This window comes from Pseudomonas cuatrocienegasensis (assembly GCF_900110925.1).
Classification (GTDB): Bacteria; Pseudomonadota; Gammaproteobacteria; order Pseudomonadales; family Pseudomonadaceae; genus Aquipseudomonas; species Aquipseudomonas cuatrocienegasensis.
The window spans coordinates 1-21,118 of record NZ_FOFP01000030.1; the positions used below are offsets into that span (position 1 = coordinate 1).

Annotated in this window: 21 protein-coding genes, 1 tRNA gene and 1 pseudogene; 18 read left to right on the top strand and 5 right to left on the bottom strand. The window is 57.6% G+C overall.

The window, feature by feature from the left end; all coding sequences use genetic code 11:
• Positions 1-276: transposase (locus BMW49_RS23610; protein ID WP_139205703.1), on the bottom strand; the 276-nt coding region annotated here is incomplete at its 3' end.
• Between the two features lie 302 nt (positions 277-578).
• Between BMW49_RS23610 and maiA the strand changes: the two genes are divergently transcribed.
• Positions 579-1,217 carry a maleylacetoacetate isomerase gene (gene maiA, locus BMW49_RS23615; RefSeq protein WP_069522065.1) on the top strand — a complete coding sequence of 213 codons (639 nt, stop codon included), beginning with the start codon at positions 579-581 and terminating at the stop codon, positions 1,215-1,217.
• A gap of 57 nt (positions 1,218-1,274) precedes the next feature.
• Here the strand turns inward: maiA and BMW49_RS23620 are convergent, their stop codons facing one another.
• Positions 1,275-2,051, bottom strand: a complete 777-nt coding sequence (locus tag BMW49_RS23620) for an IclR family transcriptional regulator (RefSeq protein ID WP_069522063.1) — start codon at positions 2,049-2,051, stop codon at positions 1,275-1,277.
• A gap of 99 nt (positions 2,052-2,150) precedes the next feature.
• Here BMW49_RS23620 and hmgA point away from each other — a divergent pair, with 99 nt between their 5' ends.
• The 11 genes from hmgA (at position 2,151) to BMW49_RS23675 (ending at position 12,749) form a co-directional block, all read left to right on the top strand.
• Complete coding sequence (gene hmgA / locus BMW49_RS23625) at positions 2,151-3,455, top strand: homogentisate 1,2-dioxygenase (protein ID WP_069522061.1); 1,305 nt, start codon at positions 2,151-2,153, stop codon at positions 3,453-3,455.
• 1 nt (position 3,456) lies between these two features.
• A complete protein-coding gene (gene fahA, locus BMW49_RS23630) occupies positions 3,457-4,761 on the top strand; it encodes a fumarylacetoacetase (RefSeq protein WP_069522057.1) in 1,305 nt (434 codons plus the stop codon).
• 538 nt (positions 4,762-5,299) lie between these two features.
• Positions 5,300-7,222, top strand: a complete 1,923-nt coding sequence (gene thrS / locus BMW49_RS23635; RefSeq protein ID WP_069522055.1) for a threonine--tRNA ligase — start codon at positions 5,300-5,302, stop codon at positions 7,220-7,222.
• A gap of 17 nt (positions 7,223-7,239) precedes the next feature.
• Positions 7,240-7,773 carry a translation initiation factor IF-3 gene (infC, locus tag BMW49_RS23640; protein WP_069522053.1) on the top strand — a complete coding sequence of 178 codons (534 nt, stop codon included), beginning with the start codon at positions 7,240-7,242 and terminating at the stop codon, positions 7,771-7,773.
• Positions 7,774-7,833: 60 nt separating this feature from the next.
• Positions 7,834-8,028, top strand: coding sequence for a 50S ribosomal protein L35 (gene rpmI / locus BMW49_RS23645; RefSeq protein ID WP_042552869.1), 195 nt, complete (start codon positions 7,834-7,836; stop codon positions 8,026-8,028).
• A gap of 25 nt (positions 8,029-8,053) precedes the next feature.
• Complete coding sequence (gene rplT / locus BMW49_RS23650) at positions 8,054-8,410, top strand: 50S ribosomal protein L20 (protein WP_040069108.1); 357 nt, start codon at positions 8,054-8,056, stop codon at positions 8,408-8,410.
• Between the two features lie 95 nt (positions 8,411-8,505).
• Entirely contained in the window at positions 8,506-9,522 is a 1,017-nt protein-coding gene (gene pheS / locus BMW49_RS23655; protein WP_069522051.1) for a phenylalanine--tRNA ligase subunit alpha, read from the top strand.
• Positions 9,523-9,567: 45 nt separating this feature from the next.
• Positions 9,568-11,946, top strand: a complete 2,379-nt coding sequence (pheT, locus tag BMW49_RS23660; RefSeq protein WP_069522049.1) for a phenylalanine--tRNA ligase subunit beta — start codon at positions 9,568-9,570, stop codon at positions 11,944-11,946.
• A gap of 3 nt (positions 11,947-11,949) precedes the next feature.
• Positions 11,950-12,252, top strand: coding sequence for an integration host factor subunit alpha (gene ihfA, locus BMW49_RS23665; protein ID WP_003243414.1), 303 nt, complete (start codon positions 11,950-11,952; stop codon positions 12,250-12,252).
• Positions 12,233-12,589 carry a MerR family transcriptional regulator gene (locus BMW49_RS23670; protein WP_069522047.1) on the top strand — a complete coding sequence of 119 codons (357 nt, stop codon included), beginning with the start codon at positions 12,233-12,235 and terminating at the stop codon, positions 12,587-12,589. The genes ihfA and BMW49_RS23670 overlap by 20 nt, the downstream gene beginning before the upstream one ends.
• 83 nt (positions 12,590-12,672) lie before the next feature.
• Positions 12,673-12,749, top strand: a tRNA-Pro gene (locus BMW49_RS23675).
• A 73-nt stretch (positions 12,750-12,822) separates the two neighbouring features.
• On the opposite strand, the pseudogene BMW49_RS23680 reads toward BMW49_RS23675, so the two are convergent.
• Positions 12,823-13,926, bottom strand: a pseudogene (locus BMW49_RS23680) (tyrosine-type recombinase/integrase); the annotation flags it as partial.
• 13 nt (positions 13,927-13,939) lie between these two features.
• Positions 13,940-14,692 (bottom strand): substrate-binding periplasmic protein, encoded by a 753-nt coding sequence (locus BMW49_RS23685; RefSeq protein WP_244168404.1) that lies wholly within the window; start codon positions 14,690-14,692, stop codon positions 13,940-13,942.
• Between the two features lie 367 nt (positions 14,693-15,059).
• Between BMW49_RS23685 and BMW49_RS23690 the strand changes: the two genes are divergently transcribed.
• From BMW49_RS23690 to BMW49_RS23715, 6 genes are all read left to right on the top strand, one after another.
• Positions 15,060-15,314 carry a type 2 periplasmic-binding domain-containing protein gene (locus tag BMW49_RS23690; protein WP_069522044.1) on the top strand — a complete coding sequence of 85 codons (255 nt, stop codon included), beginning with the start codon at positions 15,060-15,062 and terminating at the stop codon, positions 15,312-15,314.
• 102 nt (positions 15,315-15,416) lie between these two features.
• Entirely contained in the window at positions 15,417-16,667 is a 1,251-nt protein-coding gene (locus BMW49_RS23695) for a SpoIIE family protein phosphatase (RefSeq protein WP_083251847.1), read from the top strand.
• Positions 16,660-17,235 (top strand): SiaB family protein kinase, encoded by a 576-nt coding sequence (locus BMW49_RS23700; protein WP_069522041.1) that lies wholly within the window; start codon positions 16,660-16,662, stop codon positions 17,233-17,235. The genes BMW49_RS23695 and BMW49_RS23700 overlap by 8 nt, the downstream gene beginning before the upstream one ends.
• 19 nt (positions 17,236-17,254) lie before the next feature.
• Positions 17,255-17,641: a DUF1987 domain-containing protein gene (locus BMW49_RS23705; RefSeq protein ID WP_069522071.1), complete on the top strand. Its 387-nt coding sequence runs from the start codon at positions 17,255-17,257 to the stop codon at positions 17,639-17,641.
• 15 nt (positions 17,642-17,656) lie between these two features.
• Entirely contained in the window at positions 17,657-18,415 is a 759-nt protein-coding gene (locus BMW49_RS23710) for a GGDEF domain-containing protein (protein WP_069522069.1), read from the top strand.
• A 181-nt stretch (positions 18,416-18,596) separates the two neighbouring features.
• The gene (locus BMW49_RS23715; protein WP_069522039.1) at positions 18,597-19,106 is read left to right on the top strand and encodes a ProQ/FinO family protein; all 510 of its coding nucleotides are present in this window, start codon (positions 18,597-18,599) and stop codon (positions 19,104-19,106) included.
• 164 nt (positions 19,107-19,270) lie between these two features.
• On the opposite strand, the gene BMW49_RS23720 is transcribed toward BMW49_RS23715, so the two are convergent.
• Entirely contained in the window at positions 19,271-20,509 is a 1,239-nt protein-coding gene (locus BMW49_RS23720) for an MFS transporter (RefSeq protein ID WP_167362837.1), read from the bottom strand.
• Between the last annotated feature and the right edge of the window lie 609 nt (positions 20,510-21,118).

Consider the following 21,118-nt stretch of genomic DNA (forward strand, 5'->3'; position numbering starts at 1 on the left):
GAGCGCGGTGGCCTTTTTTAGGATCGACTTTTCCCGCTCCAGCCGGTTGATCCGGGCTTCCAGTTCTTGGATCTTTTGCTGCTCGGGTGTCAGCGCTTTGCTGGTCGGGGTTACACCGTTTCTCTCTTGTTGAAGCTGGCTTACCCATCGGCGCAAGGCCGACTCAACCAACCCGAGCGAGCGGGCTGCATCGGTATGACTGTAGCCTTGGTCGAGTACCAGGCTGGCTGCCTCGCGTTTGAACTCAGGAGTAAACGTACGGCGTTGTTTGGTCATCAGACACCTCTCTTATGGCGAGCATTCTCACCTTAAATGGGTGTCCGGGTTTAGTAGACCACTACAGTATGCCAGTAGTAACCGGGGTGGCGCTGATCCGGTCTGCGCCGATGCTGGATTTTTGCAGATGCAATAGATCAGCGAGCAGCGTGTTGGTCGCGCGGCGTGTCTGCTTAAGTGACGCGGTTTCCCTTGCGTTTTATGAGTGTGTTCTGCTGCTGGCCAAAGCTTGACGGGCAAGGTTGGCTGATGCAGATTCCACTATTCGTAATTCGATTACGCAATCGCTCGCGTGGCCTGCCATGACCCTTGAATTGCATACCTACTACCGCTCCTCATCCTCCTACCGCGTGCGTATCGCGCTCGCCTTGAAAGGCCTGGATTATCGCTCAGTGCCGGTCAACCTGATCCGCGATGGTGGCGAGCAGCGCATGCCGGCCTACCTTGCTTTGAACCCACAGGGCAGGGTGCCGATGCTCTGCAGTGAGGAGGGCGCGCGGCTTATTCAATCGCCGGCGATTATCGAATACCTGGAGGAGCGCTATCCCGAGCCTCCGCTATTGCCTACCGACCTGCTGGCCCGCGCTCGACATCGCGCCGTGGCCGCGCTGATCGGCTGCGATATTCAGCCGCTGCACAACTCTGCCGTGCTCAATCACCTGCGTGGGTTACAAATCGCCGAGGACGATGTGCAGGCATGGATCGCTCATTGGCTAGGCGAGGGGCTTCGGGCCGTCGAAGCCCTGATCGGTGACGAGGGCTTCTGCTTCGGTGAGCCCGGCCTTGCCGATGTCTATCTGTTGCCGCAGGTCTATGCGGCGCGACGTTTCAATATCGATCTGACAGCGCTGCCGCGAATCCTGCGCGTTGAACGGCTGGCGCTGGCGCATCCTGCGTTCAGGCAGGCGCATCCCGATGTCCAGCCGGATACGCCTGCCTGAGCCATTACAGCGACGATCAGGATTTCCGTCCAGGCCGTGGTATGCAGGTCACGTGCATCAAGGCGCCATCTGCGCGCCCATGCGAGTGCTGATCGCCTGGGCCGCCGTCAGCAGGCGCTGTGCGGCTTCACTTTCGACTTCAGCCGTGAAGCCTGGCGCTGTGCCCACGAGGGTAATAACGCCAGCCAGGCGTTGATTACCACTGAACAATGGTGCCGATAGTGCGTTAACGCCCGCCATCAGCAAACCATGTACTGGTTGGATATGGGTGCGTTGTAACTCGCTCATTGTTGTTGCCAGGGCCGCCGCCGATGGGGCCGTCGGCAGTTTCAGCTCATCTTCACGCAGCGCTGCTGTCTCGGCATTCGGCATAAAAGCGTTGAACACCAGTCCGGTAGACGAGCCCAGTAGCGGCAGTACCGAGCCCACCTGGGTGACCAGGGTGACGGCCCGTATTGCCTGCTCGACATGCACCACGGTTGGGCCGCGATTGCCCCACACCGCGAGAAAACAAGTCTCGTTGAGTTCATCGCGCAGGTGCGTCAGGTGCGGTGTGGCGAGCTTGACCACGTCCAGTCGGCCGAGCGCCGCCAGGCCTACGAACAGCGCAGCACGGCCCAGGCCATAGTGGTTGGTTTGCGGGTCCTGCTCGGCGAAACCGCTGGCGATCAGCGCCTGCAGGTAACGGTGAACCTTGCTGGCAGGCATGCCGACGTGTTCGGCCAGGCGCGAAAGCGACGTGGCCGGGGCCAGCTCCGCGAGCGCCGTGAGTATGTCCGTGCCTACCTCTGCCGCCTGGACTTTCTGTCGCCGGGGCGCGTTGCTGTCTGTCATCGGGCGGCTACCTGTGGGAAAAGGCGCTTTTTATAGCTTGACGCTCAGTTGAGTTCAAATTACTTTTTGCGTAATCGTTTTACGCAGAGTGGGGCGGCCATGCAATCACAACAACAAGCCAATGAAGCCACTGCTTATCTGTCCGGTTTCGGCAACCAGTTCAGCAGCGAGGCTTTGCCGGGTGCGCTGCCGGTCGGGCAGAACTCGCCGCAGAAGGTGCCCTATGGGCTCTATGCCGAATTACTCTCGGGCACTGCATTCACAGTGCCACGCGCTGAAGCGCGGCGGACGTGGCTGTATCGCATCCGTCCTTCGGCCTGTCACGACCAGTATCGACGGCTGGAAAGGCAGCTGAATGCCGATCTCGGGCCGATCACCCCCAATCGCTTGCGCTGGAATCCGCGTGTCATTGCCGAGGTGGCAACCGATTTCCTCGATGGCCTGAGGTGTATGGCCGCCAACGCCGAGCCGAGCCAGGCGACGGGGGTGACCCTTTATACCTACGCGGCGAATCGGTCGATGCAGCGGGTGTTTTTCAACGCCGATGGTGAGTTCTTGATCGTGCCTCAGCAGGGGGCATTAAGGCTGGTAACCGAGCTGGGCGTGTTGGAAGTGGCTCCGCTGGAAATTGCGGTGATTCCGCGTGGTATGCGTTTTCGTGTCGAGTTGCTCGACACGGTCGTGCGCGGCTACGTTTGTGAAAACCATGGCTGTGCTTTGCGTCTGCCGGATCTCGGGCCCATTGGTAGCAACGGCCTGGCCAATCCGCGTGATTTTCTGACCCCTGTTGCGCGCTACGAGGACCTCGACGAGCCGGTGCAGCAGGTGCAGAAGTTTCTTGGCGAGCTATGGGCGACCGAACTCGACCACTCACCGCTGGATGTCGTCGCCTGGCATGGCAACAACGTGCCGTACAAATACGATCTGCGCCGCTTTAATACGATCGGCACGGTCAGTTTCGACCATCCAGACCCTTCGATCTTCACCGTGCTGACCGCGCCGAGCGCGATCCCTGGCATGGCCAACATCGACTTCGTGATCTTCCCGCCGCGCTGGATGGTGGCGGAAAACACCTTTCGTCCACCCTGGTTCCATCGCAATCTGATGAACGAGTTTATGGGCCTTATCACGGGTGCATACGATGCCAAGGCCGATGGTTTCTTACCTGGCGGCGCATCCCTGCATAACTGCATGAGCGCCCATGGCCCGGACAACGCGACGACGGTGAAAGCCGTCGAAGCAGAACTCGTCCCGCACAAGATCGACCAGACCATGGCCTTTATGTTCGAGGCCGGCAGTGTGCTGCGGCCCACCGCGTACGCGCTGGAGTGCCCTGAGCTGCAGCGCGACTATGACGCCTGTTGGGCCGCAATGGGCAAGACCTTCAACCCGGAGATCCGTTGATATGACTACGCCCATTTACCTAGGCAGCTGGGTCGAATCGGCTAACGGCCACCCTGACTTTCCCCTGGAAAATCTGCCGCTGGGCATCTTCAGTCAGGACGACAAGCCTCGACAGGGGGGCGTCGCCGTAGGTGATTTTATCTTTGCCCTGCGTGCCGCGCTGGATGCTGGCCTGTTTCAGGGAGAGGCCGCGCATGCCGCGCAGGTGGCCAGTGCTGACAGCCTCAATGATTTCTTCGCCCTGGGGCCTGGCCCGCGTCGCGCGCTGCGTGAAGCGTTGCAGAACCTACTGGGCGAAAACAGCCCGCAACGCGCGGCGATGCAGGCGCTTGGCGAGGCGCTGCTGGTGCCAATGGGGGCGTGCCAGTTACACCTGCCCGCACGGGTAGGCGACTACACCGATTTCTATGTGGGCATTCACCATGCGAACAATGTCGGCAAATTGTTCCGCCCGGATAATCCGTTACTGCCGAACTACAAATATGTGCCCATTGGCTATCACGGTCGGGCATCGACCATCTGCGTCTCAGGCACGCCAGTGCGTCGGCCCAGCGGGCAGACCCTGGTAGCCGGGACGGAAACGCCGCAGTTCGGGCCGAGCAAGCGCCTGGACTATGAGCTTGAGCTCGGTATCTGGATCGGCCCCGGTAATGCCATGGGTAGCGCCATCGCGATTGAGCAGGCTTCTGAGCATGTGGCGGGCTTCTGCCTGCTCAACGACTGGTCTGCTCGAGATGTTCAAGCCTGGGAATACCAGCCGCTGGGGCCTTTTCTGTCGAAGAACTTCGCCAGTAGCGTATCGCCCTGGGTGGTGACCGCAGAGGCGTTGTCGCCATTCGCTACTGCGCAGCCGAAACGCCCTGCGGGTGATCCGCAGCCGTTGCCTTACCTGCTCAGTGAGCGCGACCAGGCCAGTGGCGCCTTCGCTATCGAGCTGGAAGTGTTGTTGCTGACCGCAGCCATGCGTGATCAGGGCTTGCCGGCCCAACGCATCGCCTTGAGCAGCACCCTGCACATGTACTGGACAGTGGCGCAGATGGTGGCTCACCACAGCGTGGGTGGCTGCAAACTGCAACCCGGGGACCTGTTTGGCACCGGCACCCTTTCGGGGCCCGAGCCACATGAGTTCGGCAGTTTGCTGGAGAGTACATTTGGTGGGAAACAGCCGATTCAATTGCAAAACGGAGAGCAGCGCACCTTCCTGGAAGACGGCGACGAGGTGATCATGAAGGCGCGCTGCCGGCGGGACGGATATCCCGCTATTGGCTTTGGTGAGTGCCGAGGCGTGTTGTTGCCGGCGGACTAGTGCCGCGACACGAAGAATCTGTCGCTCTCTTAGGGGCGTAGGAGCGAATTTATTCGCGATTGATCGTAGAAGCGCTGCAAACGTCGCAGCTAAAGCGGAACGCCTCCCGGCCCCTCCCACATAGCCTGGCATTGACCGACATGTGATGCATGGCACCGCCACGCTGCATTTAACAACGATGCTGTGAGATGACGTCTTAGCTTGCTAGTGATGGCTGCTCAACGCCTGTCGTTTGTTTGAGTGCTCTCTTCTTGACGCCCGCCATGGTGTGCGGCTGTTTTCCAGCCGAGTGGCTGTGTATAGTGCATGCCCGTTTGATAGACGGGTGCGATTTATTCGCCGCTCAGTTTGTCAGGCAAGTGATTCGCTGAAAGTATTCTTGCTGTTCTCGTTACGTTCAACCCACCAGTGACTCCGGTTCGTTCTGGTCGCCTCCGGGCCCCTGCCATTGTAAGGCGGGTACACCGCCGAATCGCTTACTGGCTCATCCCAACCCATGTGGCCTTTGGTAGAGGTCACCACTAGGAGAGGAGGCGCCATGCCCACCATTACTCTTCCCGACGGCAGTCAGCGTTCGTTCGATCAACCCGTGTCCGTGCTTGAAGTGGCTCAGTCCATCGGCGCCGGTCTGGCCAAGGCCACTGTAGCGGGCAAGGTCAATGGTCAACTGGTCGACGCCTGTGACCTGATCGAAACCGACGCCACCCTGCAAATCATCACCCCCAAGGATCAGGAAGGCCTGGAAATCATCCGCCATTCCTGCGCGCACCTGATCGGCCATGCGGTCAAGCAGCTGTTCCCGACGGCCAAGATGGTGATCGGCCCGGTTATCGATGAAGGTTTCTACTACGACATCGCGTCCGAGCGGCCATTCACCCTTGACGATGTCGCCGCGATCGAAAAGCGCATGCAGGAGCTGATCGAGAAGGACTATGACGTCATCAAGAAGATGACGCCGCGGGCCGAAGTCATTGAAGTGTTCGCCGCGCGGGGCGAGGCGTACAAGCTGCGTCTGGTTGAAGACATGCCGAACGAGCAGGCCATGGGGCTCTACTACCACGAAGAGTACGTGGACATGTGCCGCGGCCCGCACGTGCCCAACACCCGCTTTCTTAAAGCGTTCAAGCTGACCAAACTGTCCGGCGCCTACTGGCGTGGCGATGCGAAGAACGAGCAGCTGCAGCGGGTCTACGGCACTGCCTGGGCTGACAAGAAGCAGCTGGCGGCCTATATCCAGCGCATCGAAGAAGCCGAGAAGCGCGACCATCGCAAGATTGGCAAGCGCCTGAACCTGTTCCATACCCAGGAAGAAGCGCCAGGCATGGTGTTCTGGCATCCCAACGGCTGGACCCTGTACCAGGTGCTGGAGCAGTACATGCGTGGGGTACAGCGCGAGCACGGCTACCTGGAGATCAAAACGCCGCAAGTAGTGGATCGTTCGCTCTGGGAGAAGTCTGGGCACTGGGCCAACTACGCCGAAAACATGTTCACCACCGAGTCGGAAAGCCGCGATTACGCAATCAAGCCGATGAACTGCCCGTGCCACGTACAGGTGTTCAATCAGGGGCTGAAAAGTTACCGCGAACTGCCGATGCGTCTTGCCGAATTCGGTGCCTGTCACCGTAACGAGCCGTCCGGTGCGCTGCACGGCATCATGCGCGTGCGCGGCTTTACCCAGGACGATGCGCATATCTTCTGCACCGAAGAGCAGATGCAGAGCGAGTCCGCCGATTTCATCAAGCTGACCCTGGCGGTGTATGCCGACTTTGGCTTCAGTGATATTCAGCTCAAGCTGTCTACACGCCCGGAAAAACGTGTGGGTTCCGATGAATTGTGGGACCGCGCTGAAGCGGCATTGGCCGCTGCGCTCGACAGCGCAGGCCTGCCGTATGACCTGCAGCCGGGCGAGGGCGCTTTCTACGGGCCGAAGATTGAGTTTTCCCTGAAGGATTGCCTGGGTCGTGTCTGGCAATGTGGTACCCTGCAGCTCGATTTCAATCTGCCGGTACGTCTGGGCGCTGAATACGTCAGCGAAGACAACAGCCGTAAGCATCCGGTGATGTTGCACCGCGCGATACTCGGCTCCTTCGAGCGCTTCATCGGAATTCTGATCGAGCACTACGAAGGTGCGTTCCCGGCCTGGCTGGCGCCGACGCAGGCTGTGGTGATGAATATCACCGATAAGCAGGCTGATTTTGCGCTGGAAGTGGAAAAAATCCTCAATCAGAGCGGGTTTCGTGCCAAGTCTGACTTGAGAAACGAAAAAATTGGCTTTAAAATCCGTGAGCACACTCTGCTCAAGGTTCCCTATCTGCTGGTGATCGGCGATCGGGAAGTAGAGATGCAAACTGTCGCCGTGCGTACCCGTGAAGGTGCTGATCTGGGCTCAATGCCCGTCGCTCAATTCGCTGAATTCCTCGCGCAGGCGGTTTCCCGGCGTGGTCGCCAAGATTTGGAGTAAAGATTATTAAGCGTGAAATGAGACAAGATAAGCGAGCTGCACCGAAAGCCCCGATCAATGAGAATATCTCGGCGCGCGAGGTTCGGTTAATTGGCGCAGAGGGTGAGCAGCTCGGGATTGTGTCAATTGAAGACGCGCTTCTTAAGGCCGAAGAGGCCAAGCTGGATCTGGTAGAGATTTCTGCCGATGCAGTACCACCTGTTTGCAAGCTGATGGACTACGGCAAATCGATCTTCGAGAAGAAGAAGCAGATTGCTGCGGCCAAGAAAAATCAGAAGCAGATTCAGGTTAAAGAAATCAAGTTTCGTCCAGGGACGGAGGAAGGGGATTACCAGGTAAAACTACGCAACCTGGTACGTTTCCTTAGTGATGGGGACAGGGCCAAGGTATCGCTTCGATTCCGCGGCCGTGAGATGGCGCATCAGGAGCTGGGCATGGAGCTGTTGAAACGGGTTGAAAATGACCTGCTTGAATACGGCGCCGTTGAACAGCATCCAAAGATGGAAGGACGCCAGCTGATCATGGTCATCGCCCCCAAAAAGAAGAAATAACCACCAGGGCACGGCAGGCCTTGCGGTTATGTTTATCAACTGAATGCGGAGTATCCGAACATGCCAAAAATGAAAACCAAGAGTGGTGCGGCCAAGCGTTTTTTGAAAACCGCTACCGGCTTCAAGCACAAGCACGCTTTCAAGAGCCACATCCTGACCAAGATGTCCACTAAGCGTAAGCGTCATCTTCGCGGTAGCACCATGGTGCATCCGTCTGACGTAGCAAAAGTGGCGCGCATGCTGCGCGTTCGTTAATCGGTCAAGATAGAGGAAATTACTCATGGCTCGTGTTAAGCGCGGCGTTATCGCTCGCAAGCGTCACAAAAAAATTCTGAAACTCGCTAAAGGCTACTACGGTGCGCGTTCGCGCGTATTCCGCGTTGCCAAGCAGGCTGTAATCAAGGCAGGCCAGTACGCCTACCGCGACCGCCGTCAGAAGAAGCGTCAGTTCCGCGCACTGTGGATCGCCCGTATCAACGCCGGTGCACGTGTTAACGGTCTGTCCTACAGCCGTTTCATCGCTGGTCTGAAGAAAGCGTCCATTGAGATCGACCGTAAGGTTCTGGCTGATCTGGCAGTGAACGAAAAAGCGGCGTTTGCTGCGATTGTCGAGAAAGCGAAAGCCGTTCTGGCTTAAGTCCCCGACAATCACCGGGTTCGCCCGGTGCTAAACGTCACCAATAGGGGAAGAGCCTTCAAGCTCTTCCCCTATTTCGTATCTGGAGTCTGTAAATGGAAAATCTGGATGTGCTGGTCTCGCAAGCGCTTGAGGCCGTTAGCCACACCGACGATGTAAATGCACTGGAACAGCTGCGGGTTCACTACTTGGGCAAGAAGGGCGAGCTGACTCAGGTGATGAAGACCCTGGGTAATCTGTCTGCCGAAGAGCGTCCGCAGGCGGGGGCATTGATCAATGCCGCCAAAGAGCGCGTGCAGGATGCGCTCAATACGCGCAAGGCCATGCTTGAGCAGGCCGCCCTTGGCGCCAAGCTCGCAGCCGAGCGCATTGATGTGACCTTGCCGGGGCGTGGTCAGGCCTCTGGGGGCTTGCATCCGGTCACGCGTACGCTGGAGCGGGTCGAGCAGTTTTTCACCCGTATCGGTTACGGCATTGCCGAAGGCCCTGAGGTGGAGAACGACTACCACAACTTCGAGGCACTCAATATTCCGGGCCACCACCCGGCACGTGCCATGCACGACACCTTCTATTTCAACGCCAACATGCTGTTGCGCACCCACACCTCACCGGTTCAGGTACGCACCATGGAGTCCCAGCAGCCGCCGATTCGTATCGTCTGCCCGGGTCGCGTGTACCGTTGCGATTCTGATATCACCCACTCGCCGATGTTCCACCAGGTCGAAGGGTTGCTGGTTGACGAAGGCGTGAGCTTCGCCGACCTCAAGGGCACTATCGAGGAGTTCCTCCGGGTGTTCTTCGAGAAGCCCTTGGGCGTGCGTTTCCGTCCCTCGTTCTTCCCCTTCACCGAGCCATCGGCCGAAGTCGATATGCAGTGCGTGATGTGCAGCGGTAAAGGCTGCCGCGTGTGCAAGCAGACCGGTTGGCTGGAAGTCATGGGCTGCGGCATGGTCCACCCGAACGTGCTGCGCATGTCTGGCATCGACCCGGAAAAATACTCCGGCTTCGCCTTCGGTATGGGCGTCGAGCGCCTGGCGATGCTGCGTTATGGGGTCAACGATTTACGGCTGTTCTTCGATAACGACCTGCGGTTCCTGGCGCAATTTCGCTAGCACCTTCGCATTCCGTAATCGAATTGGTTCAGGAGAACAGACAGAATGAAATTCAGTGAACAGTGGCTGCGCAGCTGGGTAAGCCCGCAGGTTTCCCGTGACGACCTGGTTGCCCGCCTGTCCATGGCTGGCCTGGAAGTTGATAGCGTGACCCCGGCGGCCGGGGTATTCAGCGGTGTGGTTGTGGGTGAGGTGCTGAGCACCGAGCAACACCCCGATGCCGACAAATTGCGTGTATGCCAGGTCAGCAGTGGCGCGGAAACCTTTCAGGTGGTGTGTGGCGCGCCCAATGTGCGCCCCGGCCTGAAGATCCCGTTCGCCATGATCGGCGCCGAACTGCCCGGCGATTTCAAGATCAAGAAAGCCAAGCTGCGCGGTGTCGAGTCCAATGGCATGCTCTGCTCGGCGTCCGAGTTGCAGATCAGCGACGACAATGATGGCCTGATGGAACTGCCGGCGGACGCACCGGTTGGCCAGGATATTCGCGAATATCTGGATCTGGACGATGCCAGCATCGAAGTCGATCTGACGCCCAACCGCGGGGACTGCCTGTCCCTGGCGGGCCTGGCGCGTGAGGTTGGCGCTTTGTATGACATCCCGGTGAGCCGCCCGGAAATTATCGCTGTACCAGCCAGCCATGATGAAGTGCGCCCGGTTGAAGTGATCGCCAGTCAAGCCTGTCCGCGTTACCTCGGCCGTGTGGTGCGCAATGTCGACCTGTCCCGGCCTACGCCGCTGTGGATGGTCGAGCGCCTGCGCCGCGCTGATGTGCGCAGCATTGATGCGGCTGTCGACATCACCAACTACGTGATGCTTGAGTTGGGCCAGCCGATGCATGCGTTCGATCTGGCTGAAGTCAATGGCGGCATTCGTGTGCGCATGGCCGAGGAGGGCGAGAAGCTTGTTCTGCTCGACGGCCAGGAAGTCAGTCTGCGTGGCGACACCCTGGTCATTGCCGACCACCAGCGCGCTCTGGCCATTGCCGGCGTTATGGGCGGCGAGCACAGCGGCGTCAATGACAAGACCCGCGATTTGTTCCTCGAAAGCGCCTTCTTCGACACCATCGCCATCGCTGGCAAGGCCCGCTCCTACGGCCTGCACACCGACGCCTCGCACCGCTTTGAGCGCGGCGTGGACTGGCAACTGGCCCGCGAAGCCATGGAGCGTGCCACGGCTCTGCTGCTGGAAATCGTCGGCGGCGAGGCGGGACCAATCATTGAGGCCGTCAGCCAGGAGCAGCTGCCCCAGGTTGCCCCCGTCGTTCTGCGTGCCGAGCGTATCGAGCAGATGCTCGGTATGCGCATGGAGTCGACTGAGGTCGAGCGTCTGCTTGCGGCGCTGGGGTTGGGGATTCGCGCCGATGGCGATGGTCAGTGGCAGGTCAGTGTGCCGAGCCATCGCTTCGATATCAGCCTGGAAGTCGATCTGATCGAAGAGTTGGCCCGTCTATACGGCTACAACCGTCTGCCGGTGCGTTACCCGCAGGCGCGTCTGGCGCCACAAACCAAAGCCGAAGCCGCCGTCGAGCTGCCGGCCCTGCGGCGTTTGCTGGTGGCGCGTGGTTACCAGGAGGCGATCACTTACAGCTTTATCGATCCCAAACTGTTCGAGCTGTTCAGTCCGGGTGTCGAGCCGCTGCTGCTGGCCAACCCGATCTCGGCAGACATGGCAGCCATGCGCTCGACCTTGTGGCCGGGGCTGGTCAAGGCCCTGGAACACAACCTCAATCGCCAGCAGCCGCGCGTGCGCTTGTTCGAGAGTGGTCTGCGCTTCGTTGGGCAGTTGGAGAACCTCAAGCAGGAGCCGATGCTGGCTGGCGTCGTCTGTGGCAGTCGCATGCCAGAAAGCTGGGCGCACGCTCGCGACGGTGTGGATTTTTATGATGTCAAAGCGGACGTCGAGGCGCTTCTTGCCGCCGCTGGTGCGGGTGACAGCTTTACCTTCGTGCCCGGCGAACATCCCGCTTTGCATCCGGGGCAGACCGCGCGCATCGAGCGAGACGGGCAACTGGTCGGTTTCCTCGGCGCGCTGCATCCAGAGTTGGCGGCGAGCCTGGGCTTGGAGTCTTCTGTGTTCCTCTTCGAGCTGGTTCTGGCCGAGATGAACCAAGGGCGTATGCCGGCGTTCCAGGAACTGTCGCGCTTTCCCGAGGTGCGCCGTGACCTGGCCTTGCTGGTTGATCGTGAAGTCCCCGCACAGCCCTTGCTGGCTGCGATTCGCGAGGCGGCTGGCGAATGGTTGACCGACCTCAGGCTATTTGACGTGTATCACGGTAAAGGTATTGATCCACATAGAAAAAGCCTGGCAGTCGGCTTGACCTGGCAGCATCCATCACGCACTCTTAATGACGATGAGGTGAGTACCACAACGCAAAATATTCTCACCTCCCTGGAACAAAGGTTCAACGCCACGTTAAGGAAGTAGCGTATGGGGGCTCTGACGAAAGCTGAGATGGCGGAACGTCTGTATGAAGAGCTGGGCCTGAATAAACGGGAAGCCAAGGAATTGGTGGAACTGTTCTTCGAGGAGATTCGGCAAGCGCTGGAGCTCAACGAACAGGTCAAGCTCTCGGGGTTCGGCAACTTTGATCTGCGCGACAAACGTCAGCGCCCCGGTCGCAATCCAAAAACGGGAGAGGAAATCCCCATTACGGCACGCCGAGTGGTGACATTCCGCCCAGGCCAGAAACTTAAAGCCAGGGTCGAGGCGTATGCTGGAACCAAGTCATAACGACGAATTACCGGCCATCCCAGGCAAGCGCTATTTCACCATTGGTGAGGTTAGCGAGCTATGTGCGGTCAAGCCGCATGTGCTGCGCTATTGGGAGCAGGAATTCCCGCAGCTGAACCCGGTCAAGCGCCGCGGTAACCGACGTTATTATCAGCGACAGGACGTGCTGATGATTCGCCAGATCCGCGCGTTGCTCTACGATCAGGGCTTTACCATTGGCGGTGCTCGTCAGCGTCTTTCCGGTGATGAAGCCAAGGATGACACGACGCAATATCGCCAACTCATCCGCCAAACGATCGCTGAGCTTGAAGACGTTCTGCATGTTCTGCGGAAATAGGGCAAAAGAAAAAAGTTGCCTTAATTCAATCGCTTAATGTATAGTCCACCTCGCTTTCAGCATCGCTGCAAGCAGTTGTATCTCGGGGCGTAGCGCAGCCCGGTAGCGCACTTGCATGGGGTGCAAGGGGTCGAGTGTTCGAATCACTCCGTCCCGACCAATCAAACCCTACACTAGAGCCTGGTCGGTGATGACCAGGCTTTTTTGTGTCAGGGACTTTTGCGGGACTTTTTTCATCCTGCCATCCTCCTCAAAATTGTCAGGGCCGGCCCGCGCGAGTCGGTGGCCGAAATCCTGTTGGCTTCATCGATCAGTTTGCCCAGCTCGGCGGCCGAGTAATGGCTGGTGATGCTGCCGTTCTTGTGGCCCAGAAGAGCCTTCCTGTCTTCCTCCGTCACCCCAGCTGCCCGAAGTCTTCGACCGAAGGTGTGCTTCAGGTCGTGAACGCGGATCGAAGCAAATCCAGCTGGGGCAGGGCGAAGAAAACGCTCCTGGAACTTCTTCGCGGCTCTGACCCTGGCCTTCTTCCATGCCGAATCGTTCATCCGGTGAACTGGAGTAGCCTTGCCATTTTGATCGGGTTGTCCGTAAGGAAATACCCAGACCGGATCAAGCCCAAGCTGTCCCTCAATGACCGACCTGGCCACGTTGTTAAGCACCACGAGCCTCTCGTCGCCGTTCTTAACCCCGGAACTCTCATGTCGGCCGCCAAAATCCGCCGGTATGAGAAACACGCTGGTGTTGAGCTCTGGGATTGGTATCTCCCAATCCCAGCGAAGCTTCACGATCTCCTGCTCGCGTGAGCCGCTGTTGACCTTATACAGGGCCATGCGGCGCAAATGATCGGGCAGTTCGGCGAAGAGAATTGACTGCTCTTCCCAGGACATCGGGTGGGGAAGTCGCCTTGTTTTCTTCTCTTCCAGCTTGGTGATCATCGGTACCACGTCGAGCCAGGGACGCTTCTGTTCATCACGCCATTTTCGGGCGCCTAGATTCAGAATGCGTATGACGCGCTCCAGGGCGATGTTCACCGTGCGGTGTGAAACGCCAGGCTTCAACTTGCCATCGCTGGTTCTGCTGCTCTTGAGCCGATCCCTTATGTAGGGAGCGAGGGTCTCGTCGTCGACATGAGTCAGAGGCTGGTCACCAATATATGGGTCCAACTGCTCCAGATAGATGGCCGTGAGGCCTATCGACGGTTGATCCTTGTACTCGATCAGGTAACGCGTAGCCGCCTCCCGCCAGGTCCTGATCTGGCGGAGAATCCTGATCTGTGCAGTGAGCAGGACCCGCAGCAGGAGTAGTTCCGCCTGAGCGGTCTGAAGAGGACCTCCTGAAGTGTACGTTTAACTATGCCCCGACCGGTCGCGTATACCGTTTTAGGATTTTCGCCAGCGTCCCATTTTCCCGTATCCGAGCGATAGCTGCATTCAGGGGTTTAAGCATGTCGGCGCGTGATTTGTGCAGGCGAATGCGTAACTCAGAGCGATTCACAACAGGCCCCTGTTTAATCCTTGCCGCATGTCCTCTGATTTCTGGGTGGCCGGCTAGAAGGTAGGCCAGCTCAAGGCGATCAATTATGCCGGCCTCTGCTCGACCTAACGCCAGGCTATTGAGTTGAGAAGTGCTATTGGGGCTGTCGACACGTGCGAAGTATTGACTGCCGGTATAGCCGTAGCCCCTTACTGTAGAAATAGTTCGTCCCTGCAGGTCTTGCAGTTTCGTGAAGGAAAATTGGCGTCCTCGAGGAAAGATCATCACCTCCTCTGCACTTAGAAGGGTATCACTCCAGAGCGAAACCTTGATCTGTTCGGGATCTGTACGCCAGGCAATATCGACGCAGCACTCAAGCTGAACGAGACCTTCTCGAAAGTACTTTTGGGCGCGCAAAGGCGGTTGTGGAGTATCTGCTACCAGAGTCGCATCCATCTGCGCATCAAGTGCCTGCATGACATCACTGAGAATCCCGCTTACCTCTCCGTCGCGAAAAATCCAGTAGGGTTCCCAACTCTCATTGGTAACCGCATACCTTAAAGTGGATGCTTGCACCGTCAGCGGAAATGCCAGCAGCAAGAAAACGACTCGCATGTACCAGCTATTCACCTACTACCCCCTCAACAACGACTGCACTGATTTGCCGCTTGGTTTTCTGGTGAATCACACAGCAATCGCCGGTCAGACGAGTCAGCCACTCAAGAGGAAAAGAAGAGCGGCCTATTGAGTTGTCTATACTCGGCACAAGCTCAATACCATGGAAGGTATGTCATGTCCCACCTCATGCTAACTCGCCGCGCAGGCCAATCCATCGTCTTAAGTCTTGCGCCCTGACGCCAGCAAGTGGCGTGCAACGAAATCAAGAGCTATCACATCTTCGACCTCGCCATTAACGGCACCCAATAATCACCGCAGGCGGGCCTGGTGTGTCAGCCGTTTTGGTGACACAGCTAACGCCTGCTGAGGAGTTGGCAAGATGGCAGGCGCGGGGCGTGACAGCGCGCATGTTTCGGGTTTTGTGTCGCTCGGCCCCGATCGACTAAGCCCCTATGCGTTCAGTGGCAGCTTTTTCCCAGCACTGAAGGCGAGTGTGCGCCAAGCCATGCTCACCGAGCCAGAACCGCTCGCCGTCTTCTTGGCCTCGCAATATGCCTCGGGAATTTTGCCGGTTAGCCATGCCGAGTATGTGCCGCTGCTGCGCCTGATGGAAAAAGCGTCGGCGGCGCGATGAGTGCGCGCCCGGCAGTTGGAGCACCAAGCCGTAGCGGCTGCAACATCAGCTTAATGTCGCGATGCCATCATGCGTGCTCCTCGTCTTTGCGATGGCCTAAGCATGCTCACTGAACCCCGTCAATTTATGCGCCCGCGGTTGCCAAAAGATCATCGCTGCGCGGGTGATTTATGCGTTGAAGCACTCGCCATCGGTGCTGACACCACCAATTCACTGGTGATGGAGATCTTCGCATCAGAAAAAGAGGAAATGGTGTGCTTAGCGGTGGTGGAAGAGGGCAGACCCATTGGCCTGATCAACCGCAATATTTTTCTGTCGCAGATGAGTAAACCGTTTCACCGGGAAATCTACGACCGCAAAAGCTGCATCGCTTTTATGGACAAAGAGCCGCTGATTGTCGATGCAGGCATGAGCATTGAGGACCTTTCGTTCAAAACCGTTGAGTACGGTGAAAAGGCGCTGGCGGATGGTTTTATTGTCACCCGCGACGGTATTTTTGCCGGGCTGGGTAACGGTCTGCGGCTGATGGGCGTAGTGGCTGCCATACAGGCGGAGAGAAACCGCCAGATGATGCAAAGCATCGAATACGCCAGCGTGATTCAGCGCGCCATGCTGCGAGCCTCTCGCGAAGCCCTGGCCTCCACCTTGGACGACGCTGCCCTGGTGTGGGAGCCACGAGATGTGGTCGGCGGCGACTTCTACCATTTCGCGGCCTATCACGATGGCTGGTTCGGCGCGATTGCCGACTGCACGGGGCATGGGGTGCCCGGCGCATTTATGACCATGATTGCGTCCTCGTCGCTGACCCAGGCATTGGTCCAACACGGCCCGCGTAATCCGGCGGACTTATTGTCTGCGGTGAACAAAAGCGTCAAGGGCCTGCTTGGGCAGGTGAACGGGGTCGACGACACGCCAGAGTCCGATGATGGTTTGGATGCGGCGTTTATCTGGTTCGATACCGCCAGTGGCACCCTGAGTTTTGCCGGGGCCAACCTCGGCCTGCATATTCTCGCTCCTGGCATCGAGCAGTTCGAGAGCCATGCCGGCCAGCGCATGGGCGTTGGCTATGTGAACAGCGACCTCGACTACCAATGGCCCATCAGCAGCATCGCCATTGCCCCCAACAGCCTGGTGTTTATCACCACTGACGGCCTGATTGATCAGGTGGGAGGGCCGAAAAATATCTCCCTTGGCAAACGCAACGTGTTTAAAGCGATTGTCGATAACCGCAGTAAATCCACTGCAGAGATTTGCAGTGCCTTGCAACACACCCTGGCAAGTTGGCAGCAAGGACAGACGCGCCGCGATGACTTGACCCTGTTTTGTGCCCGCCTCAGGAATAACGATGAATAACCCCAACATCCATTCAGCAACGCAGGACTGCACCTTCTTCGAATTAGCCAAGCAGCGTGATGTGATTTTTTATCACATGGGATATTTCTCGCAGAACATCATTGCCGCCATGGCGGAGGTGGTGAAGCTGCAGTTGGAAATATCCGGGGTCAATGGCCAGACGCGGCGCAAGTTGTTCTCCTCATTTATTGAGCTGTCGCAAAACATCATTCATTACTCCTCCTACTCGCTGAACGAACAGTCGTCCAATATATCGCTGTTGCGTCAGGGCGCCGTGTGCATCAGCGTCGAAGATGATCACCACTTGATGCTCTGCGCCAACCCCATCGCCACCAAAGACGTCGAACATCTGCGAGAAAAACTGGAGCCGCTGCGCACCATGTCCGAGGACGAAATCAAGCAGGCCTACAAGCTGACCTTACGCGACGAAACACCGAAAGGCAGCAAGGGCGCGGGGCTGGGCTTTCTGACCATGGCTCGCGATGCGTGTTCGCCACTGGAGTTCAGCTTCCAGACGATGTCGGATGACCCCGACACCACGCTGTTCTGTCTTAAATCCGTAATATGAGATGAGTGATACTGAAGCCATGGACAATTTTTATACCGAAGCAACCCCCACCTCCCCCGAAGTTGATTTCAAATTCGATAGCCATCAACTGGCTATCCGTGGTGAGTCGTACCCTGAAAATGCAGCGGCTTTTTATGCCCCAATAACCCAGCAACTGCGCAGTTACCTAGCCAGCCTGCAAGACACCACAGTCACTGTCGACATTGCTCTGGCCTATTTCAATAGCTCCAGCACCAAAATGCTCTTCAGCATTTTTGATGCCTTGGATGAGTCGGCCAAGCAGGGTAATACGATTCGCGTAAACTGGTACTTTGACGAAGAAGACGAAACTATTTTCGAGTTTGGTGAGGAGTTGAAGGCCGATTTCGAAGCCATTGAATTCAACGACTGCCCCATCGCCGTCTGATTGAGGATTATGGCCATGCCTGCGTCAGTTACTCCCGTAACAAACCCGGCCGACACTGCGCCCAATTTGTTCAGCAGTGAGGCCGAGGCGCTTGAACGCGTGCGTTCAGTATTAGCCCTTACGGAAGCGGGCCCGGACATCTACAAAAAGACGCTGGGCGAACTGCTGGTGCACTTCGAACGGCTGATGCGTGAAACCCGGCGCTTGATCGGCCGCAGCGACCGCGCTGAGCGAGAGATGAACACCCTCAATGCGCAGCTGCAAACCCTTGCCCATCAGCTGGAATACCGCGCCACCCACGATGCACTGACCGGCGTATTGAACAGGGGTGCGGTGATCGAGCAAACCATCAAGGCCCTGCTCACGTCCGGTGCGGTGATGGTTGTGTTGGATATCGACCACTTCAAACAGGTGAATGACGACTTTGGTCACCCCGCAGGCGATGCCGTTATTCAGGGCATCGTTGGCTGCCTGCGCGGTGTCGTCGGCAACAAGGGCGTGATCGGACGGGTCGGTGGCGAAGAGTTCACAGTGTTGATTCCTTCAGGTGGGTTGGAGGAGGGCATGGCGCTTGCGCAAGCCATGCGCCACGCTATCGCCGAGCATGTGTTTGACGCGCCTGTGAATCGCCGTATTACCGCAAGCTTTGGCGTGAGTGCCTGCGCCGTGGGCACGAGTTTCGAGACGGCTTATGGCCTAGCCGATAGCGCCCTGTATCGGGCGAAGAAGGCTGGTCGCGATTGTGTTGAGGCGGCTGACCAGGCAATCGTTTAATTCCTCGCCGCACTGAAGAAATGTTGCAGAGCGTTCTTGATGGCGATGCGTTGAAGGCGCAGCGTAAGCGCTGGCCAGCACGGTGCAGCGTTTTAATCATGCCGACCCTTGATTAGGCTGTGTCAAAAGGCTGCATGGGGTAACCTTGCTCCACATTTCAACTGAAGCTGCGAACTGAACGATGGGTTTTGAACAACTAGCTGAGTTACGCGACCGCCTGCGGGTCGAAAATGTGCAGGTAAAGCCTGATAGTACGAAGCAGCGTGTGCGGAAGCCCTCTCCGCAAACGAAGCCTCACGAGCAAGACCCTGCGGTAGAGGCAATCTGGCGACTGCAGAAGCACTTTCCATTGGCCTTTCCGGTCAATCCTGCCCCCAAGGTTCCGCTAAAAGAAGGCATTCTCAAAGATGCTGAGCAACACCTGGAGCTGCTCGGAATAACCAGCGAACAGCTCAAGCAGGGTATCGCTACCTGGTGTCGAGGAAGTCGATACTGGGCAAGCATGACGGAGAATACGCCGCGCTTAGATTTAAACGGCCAGGCAACTGGCGTGGTGACGGTGGCTCAGGCGCTTCATGCGAAGCATCAGGCTAAGCGGCAACGGGTACAGGCACGACGGAATCAGGCAAAGCCGGAAGCGGTTTTACAGAGTAAGGCTGTCGAGACCGCTGTTGAAGAGACCGTGGATTAAAGGATCAAACGTGCTCGCTGCCGAGTTGCTCAATCACTGAGACGGGGCTGTTCATAGAGTCGCCGGTACAGCCTCTCAGGTGTGTCCTCAGGCGACAGCAATGCTGCCGTCATAAGTATCAGAACGAGTCCTTGCCTCGCATTCTGTCGGTCGCTAGCAGCGCACTAATTCGCAGTCGGATAGTTCGCGGTTAAATCCGCCGATGTGGCTTCTGGCGCTTCTTTGGGAAGCTTTAGGGTCAACACGATAAGCAATACCCCCACGCCGCTAATGGTGGCATAGCCCCCAGCAAAGCTGCCGCTGTGACTGGCCAGTAGGCCTGCACCGTAGTTACCGAGCATACCGCCAGAGCCCTGCATCACGTTGGCGACCCCAAAAATTGATACGGCCATCGCGCTGGATGATGCCAGCTTGGAAACGTAGGCGGGAATGAGGCCGAAGATTGGGTAAAAGGCTGTAGAAAACAACCCAGCAGCGACCAATGGCCAATAGCCGTAGGGGTGTACTACGAAGATTAGTGCCGCCGTTACCACGCAGCTATACACCAGCAACATGGCAGCACGTAAACCGGTGCGATCCGAGAGCCAGCCGACTACCAGCCCCGCAAACATGCCAACGAAGCCGATCACGGCCCAGACCTGAGCGCTGAATTGCACGTCAAAACCCAGCTCGGTTCGCAGGTAGGACGAGAGGTATGTTTGGAACGGAAAGGTGGCAAAGCCGATCAGAAAGTTCATCGACCAGATCATCAGTATCCAGGGCTTTATCAAGGCTAAGCGCGTGTTGGAAACTGCCCGATCCACGGCCATGGTTGTTACGGTCGGAGGAGGGGTTTTGCTAAGCAAACCGGCTTTCTTGAAAACTACCAGCACCAGAACAGCCATAGCGACAGTGAGCAGGCCTACCCACCACCAGACACTGCGCCACTCTCCTTGCGCGGCATACAGGGGTACTAGCAGGCTATTGACCGCGACCCCATAGCTCGTCCCGCTTGATACCAAGCCCATAGCTAAGCCTCGGTAACGGTAAGCTGTGACTCTGGCGACAATATCGACCATTGGCACAAAGACCGTCGCAGCCGTTCCCGCTAGCAGGGTCAGTAATGTGCCTATAACCAGGATGTTGTCTGAAAGGGGAATCAGCAATAAGGCCAGCGCGCAGATCGCCCCGGATGCCACGATCATCCAGCCTCCGCCGATTTTGGGTGTCAGCCAGACAGCGAGTAGGGCGCAGATCAGAAAGCCAAACTGCGCCGAGGCCGTGATACTGCCCACGTAGGAGAAGTCGAAACCCAGAGATGCCTGCATGTCGGGCACGAGCTGGGCAAAAAGGTAAATCCCAAAGCCATAGGTCGCGGCCACCAGGCTGGTTAGCAACACTACAATCGCAGCATTCAAACGCATGGTCATTACCGTATGGGCGCTGGGGATCTGTGGCGGTTAGTCAGCAAGCAGGCCGCAACAACATGATAAGAATGGCGCAGGCGTATCTGTTCGATAAGGCTACTTGGGTGGGCGGCCATCTTTGAGTAAACGCGCAGGTGGCTGCTTTACTCACGCAAAATCAGCGGCAAAAATGTTCATTTCGCTACCACGGTTTGACTTTAATGAGCGCGCAATTTGGACGACTGATAAAAGCGTCCTGCAGATGTTCTATAGCGCCATGCAGAGTGCCATTTTGCTGCTTAGGCAGGCGGTCCCATTGTCTCGCATAGGGACTCTGAAGCGACGGGGTAAGGTGTTGTGGCCCTAAATGCCTCAGGGACTTTTGCGGGAAATCGTTGAAAACCGTCGGATAGCGTAGAGCATTGGCTGCAGCGAGCGCTCAAAATTATCCTATTAAAATCAATGCTTTATAAGTTAAACTTCCGACATGGGGTGCAAGGGTCGAGTGTTCGAATCACTCCGTCCCGACCAAACAAACCCTACACTAGAGCCTGGTCAGTGATGACCAGGCTTTTTTGTGTTCGGCGCTTTTGTGGGCGCTTCTATTTCTGACCTCGCCATGCATTG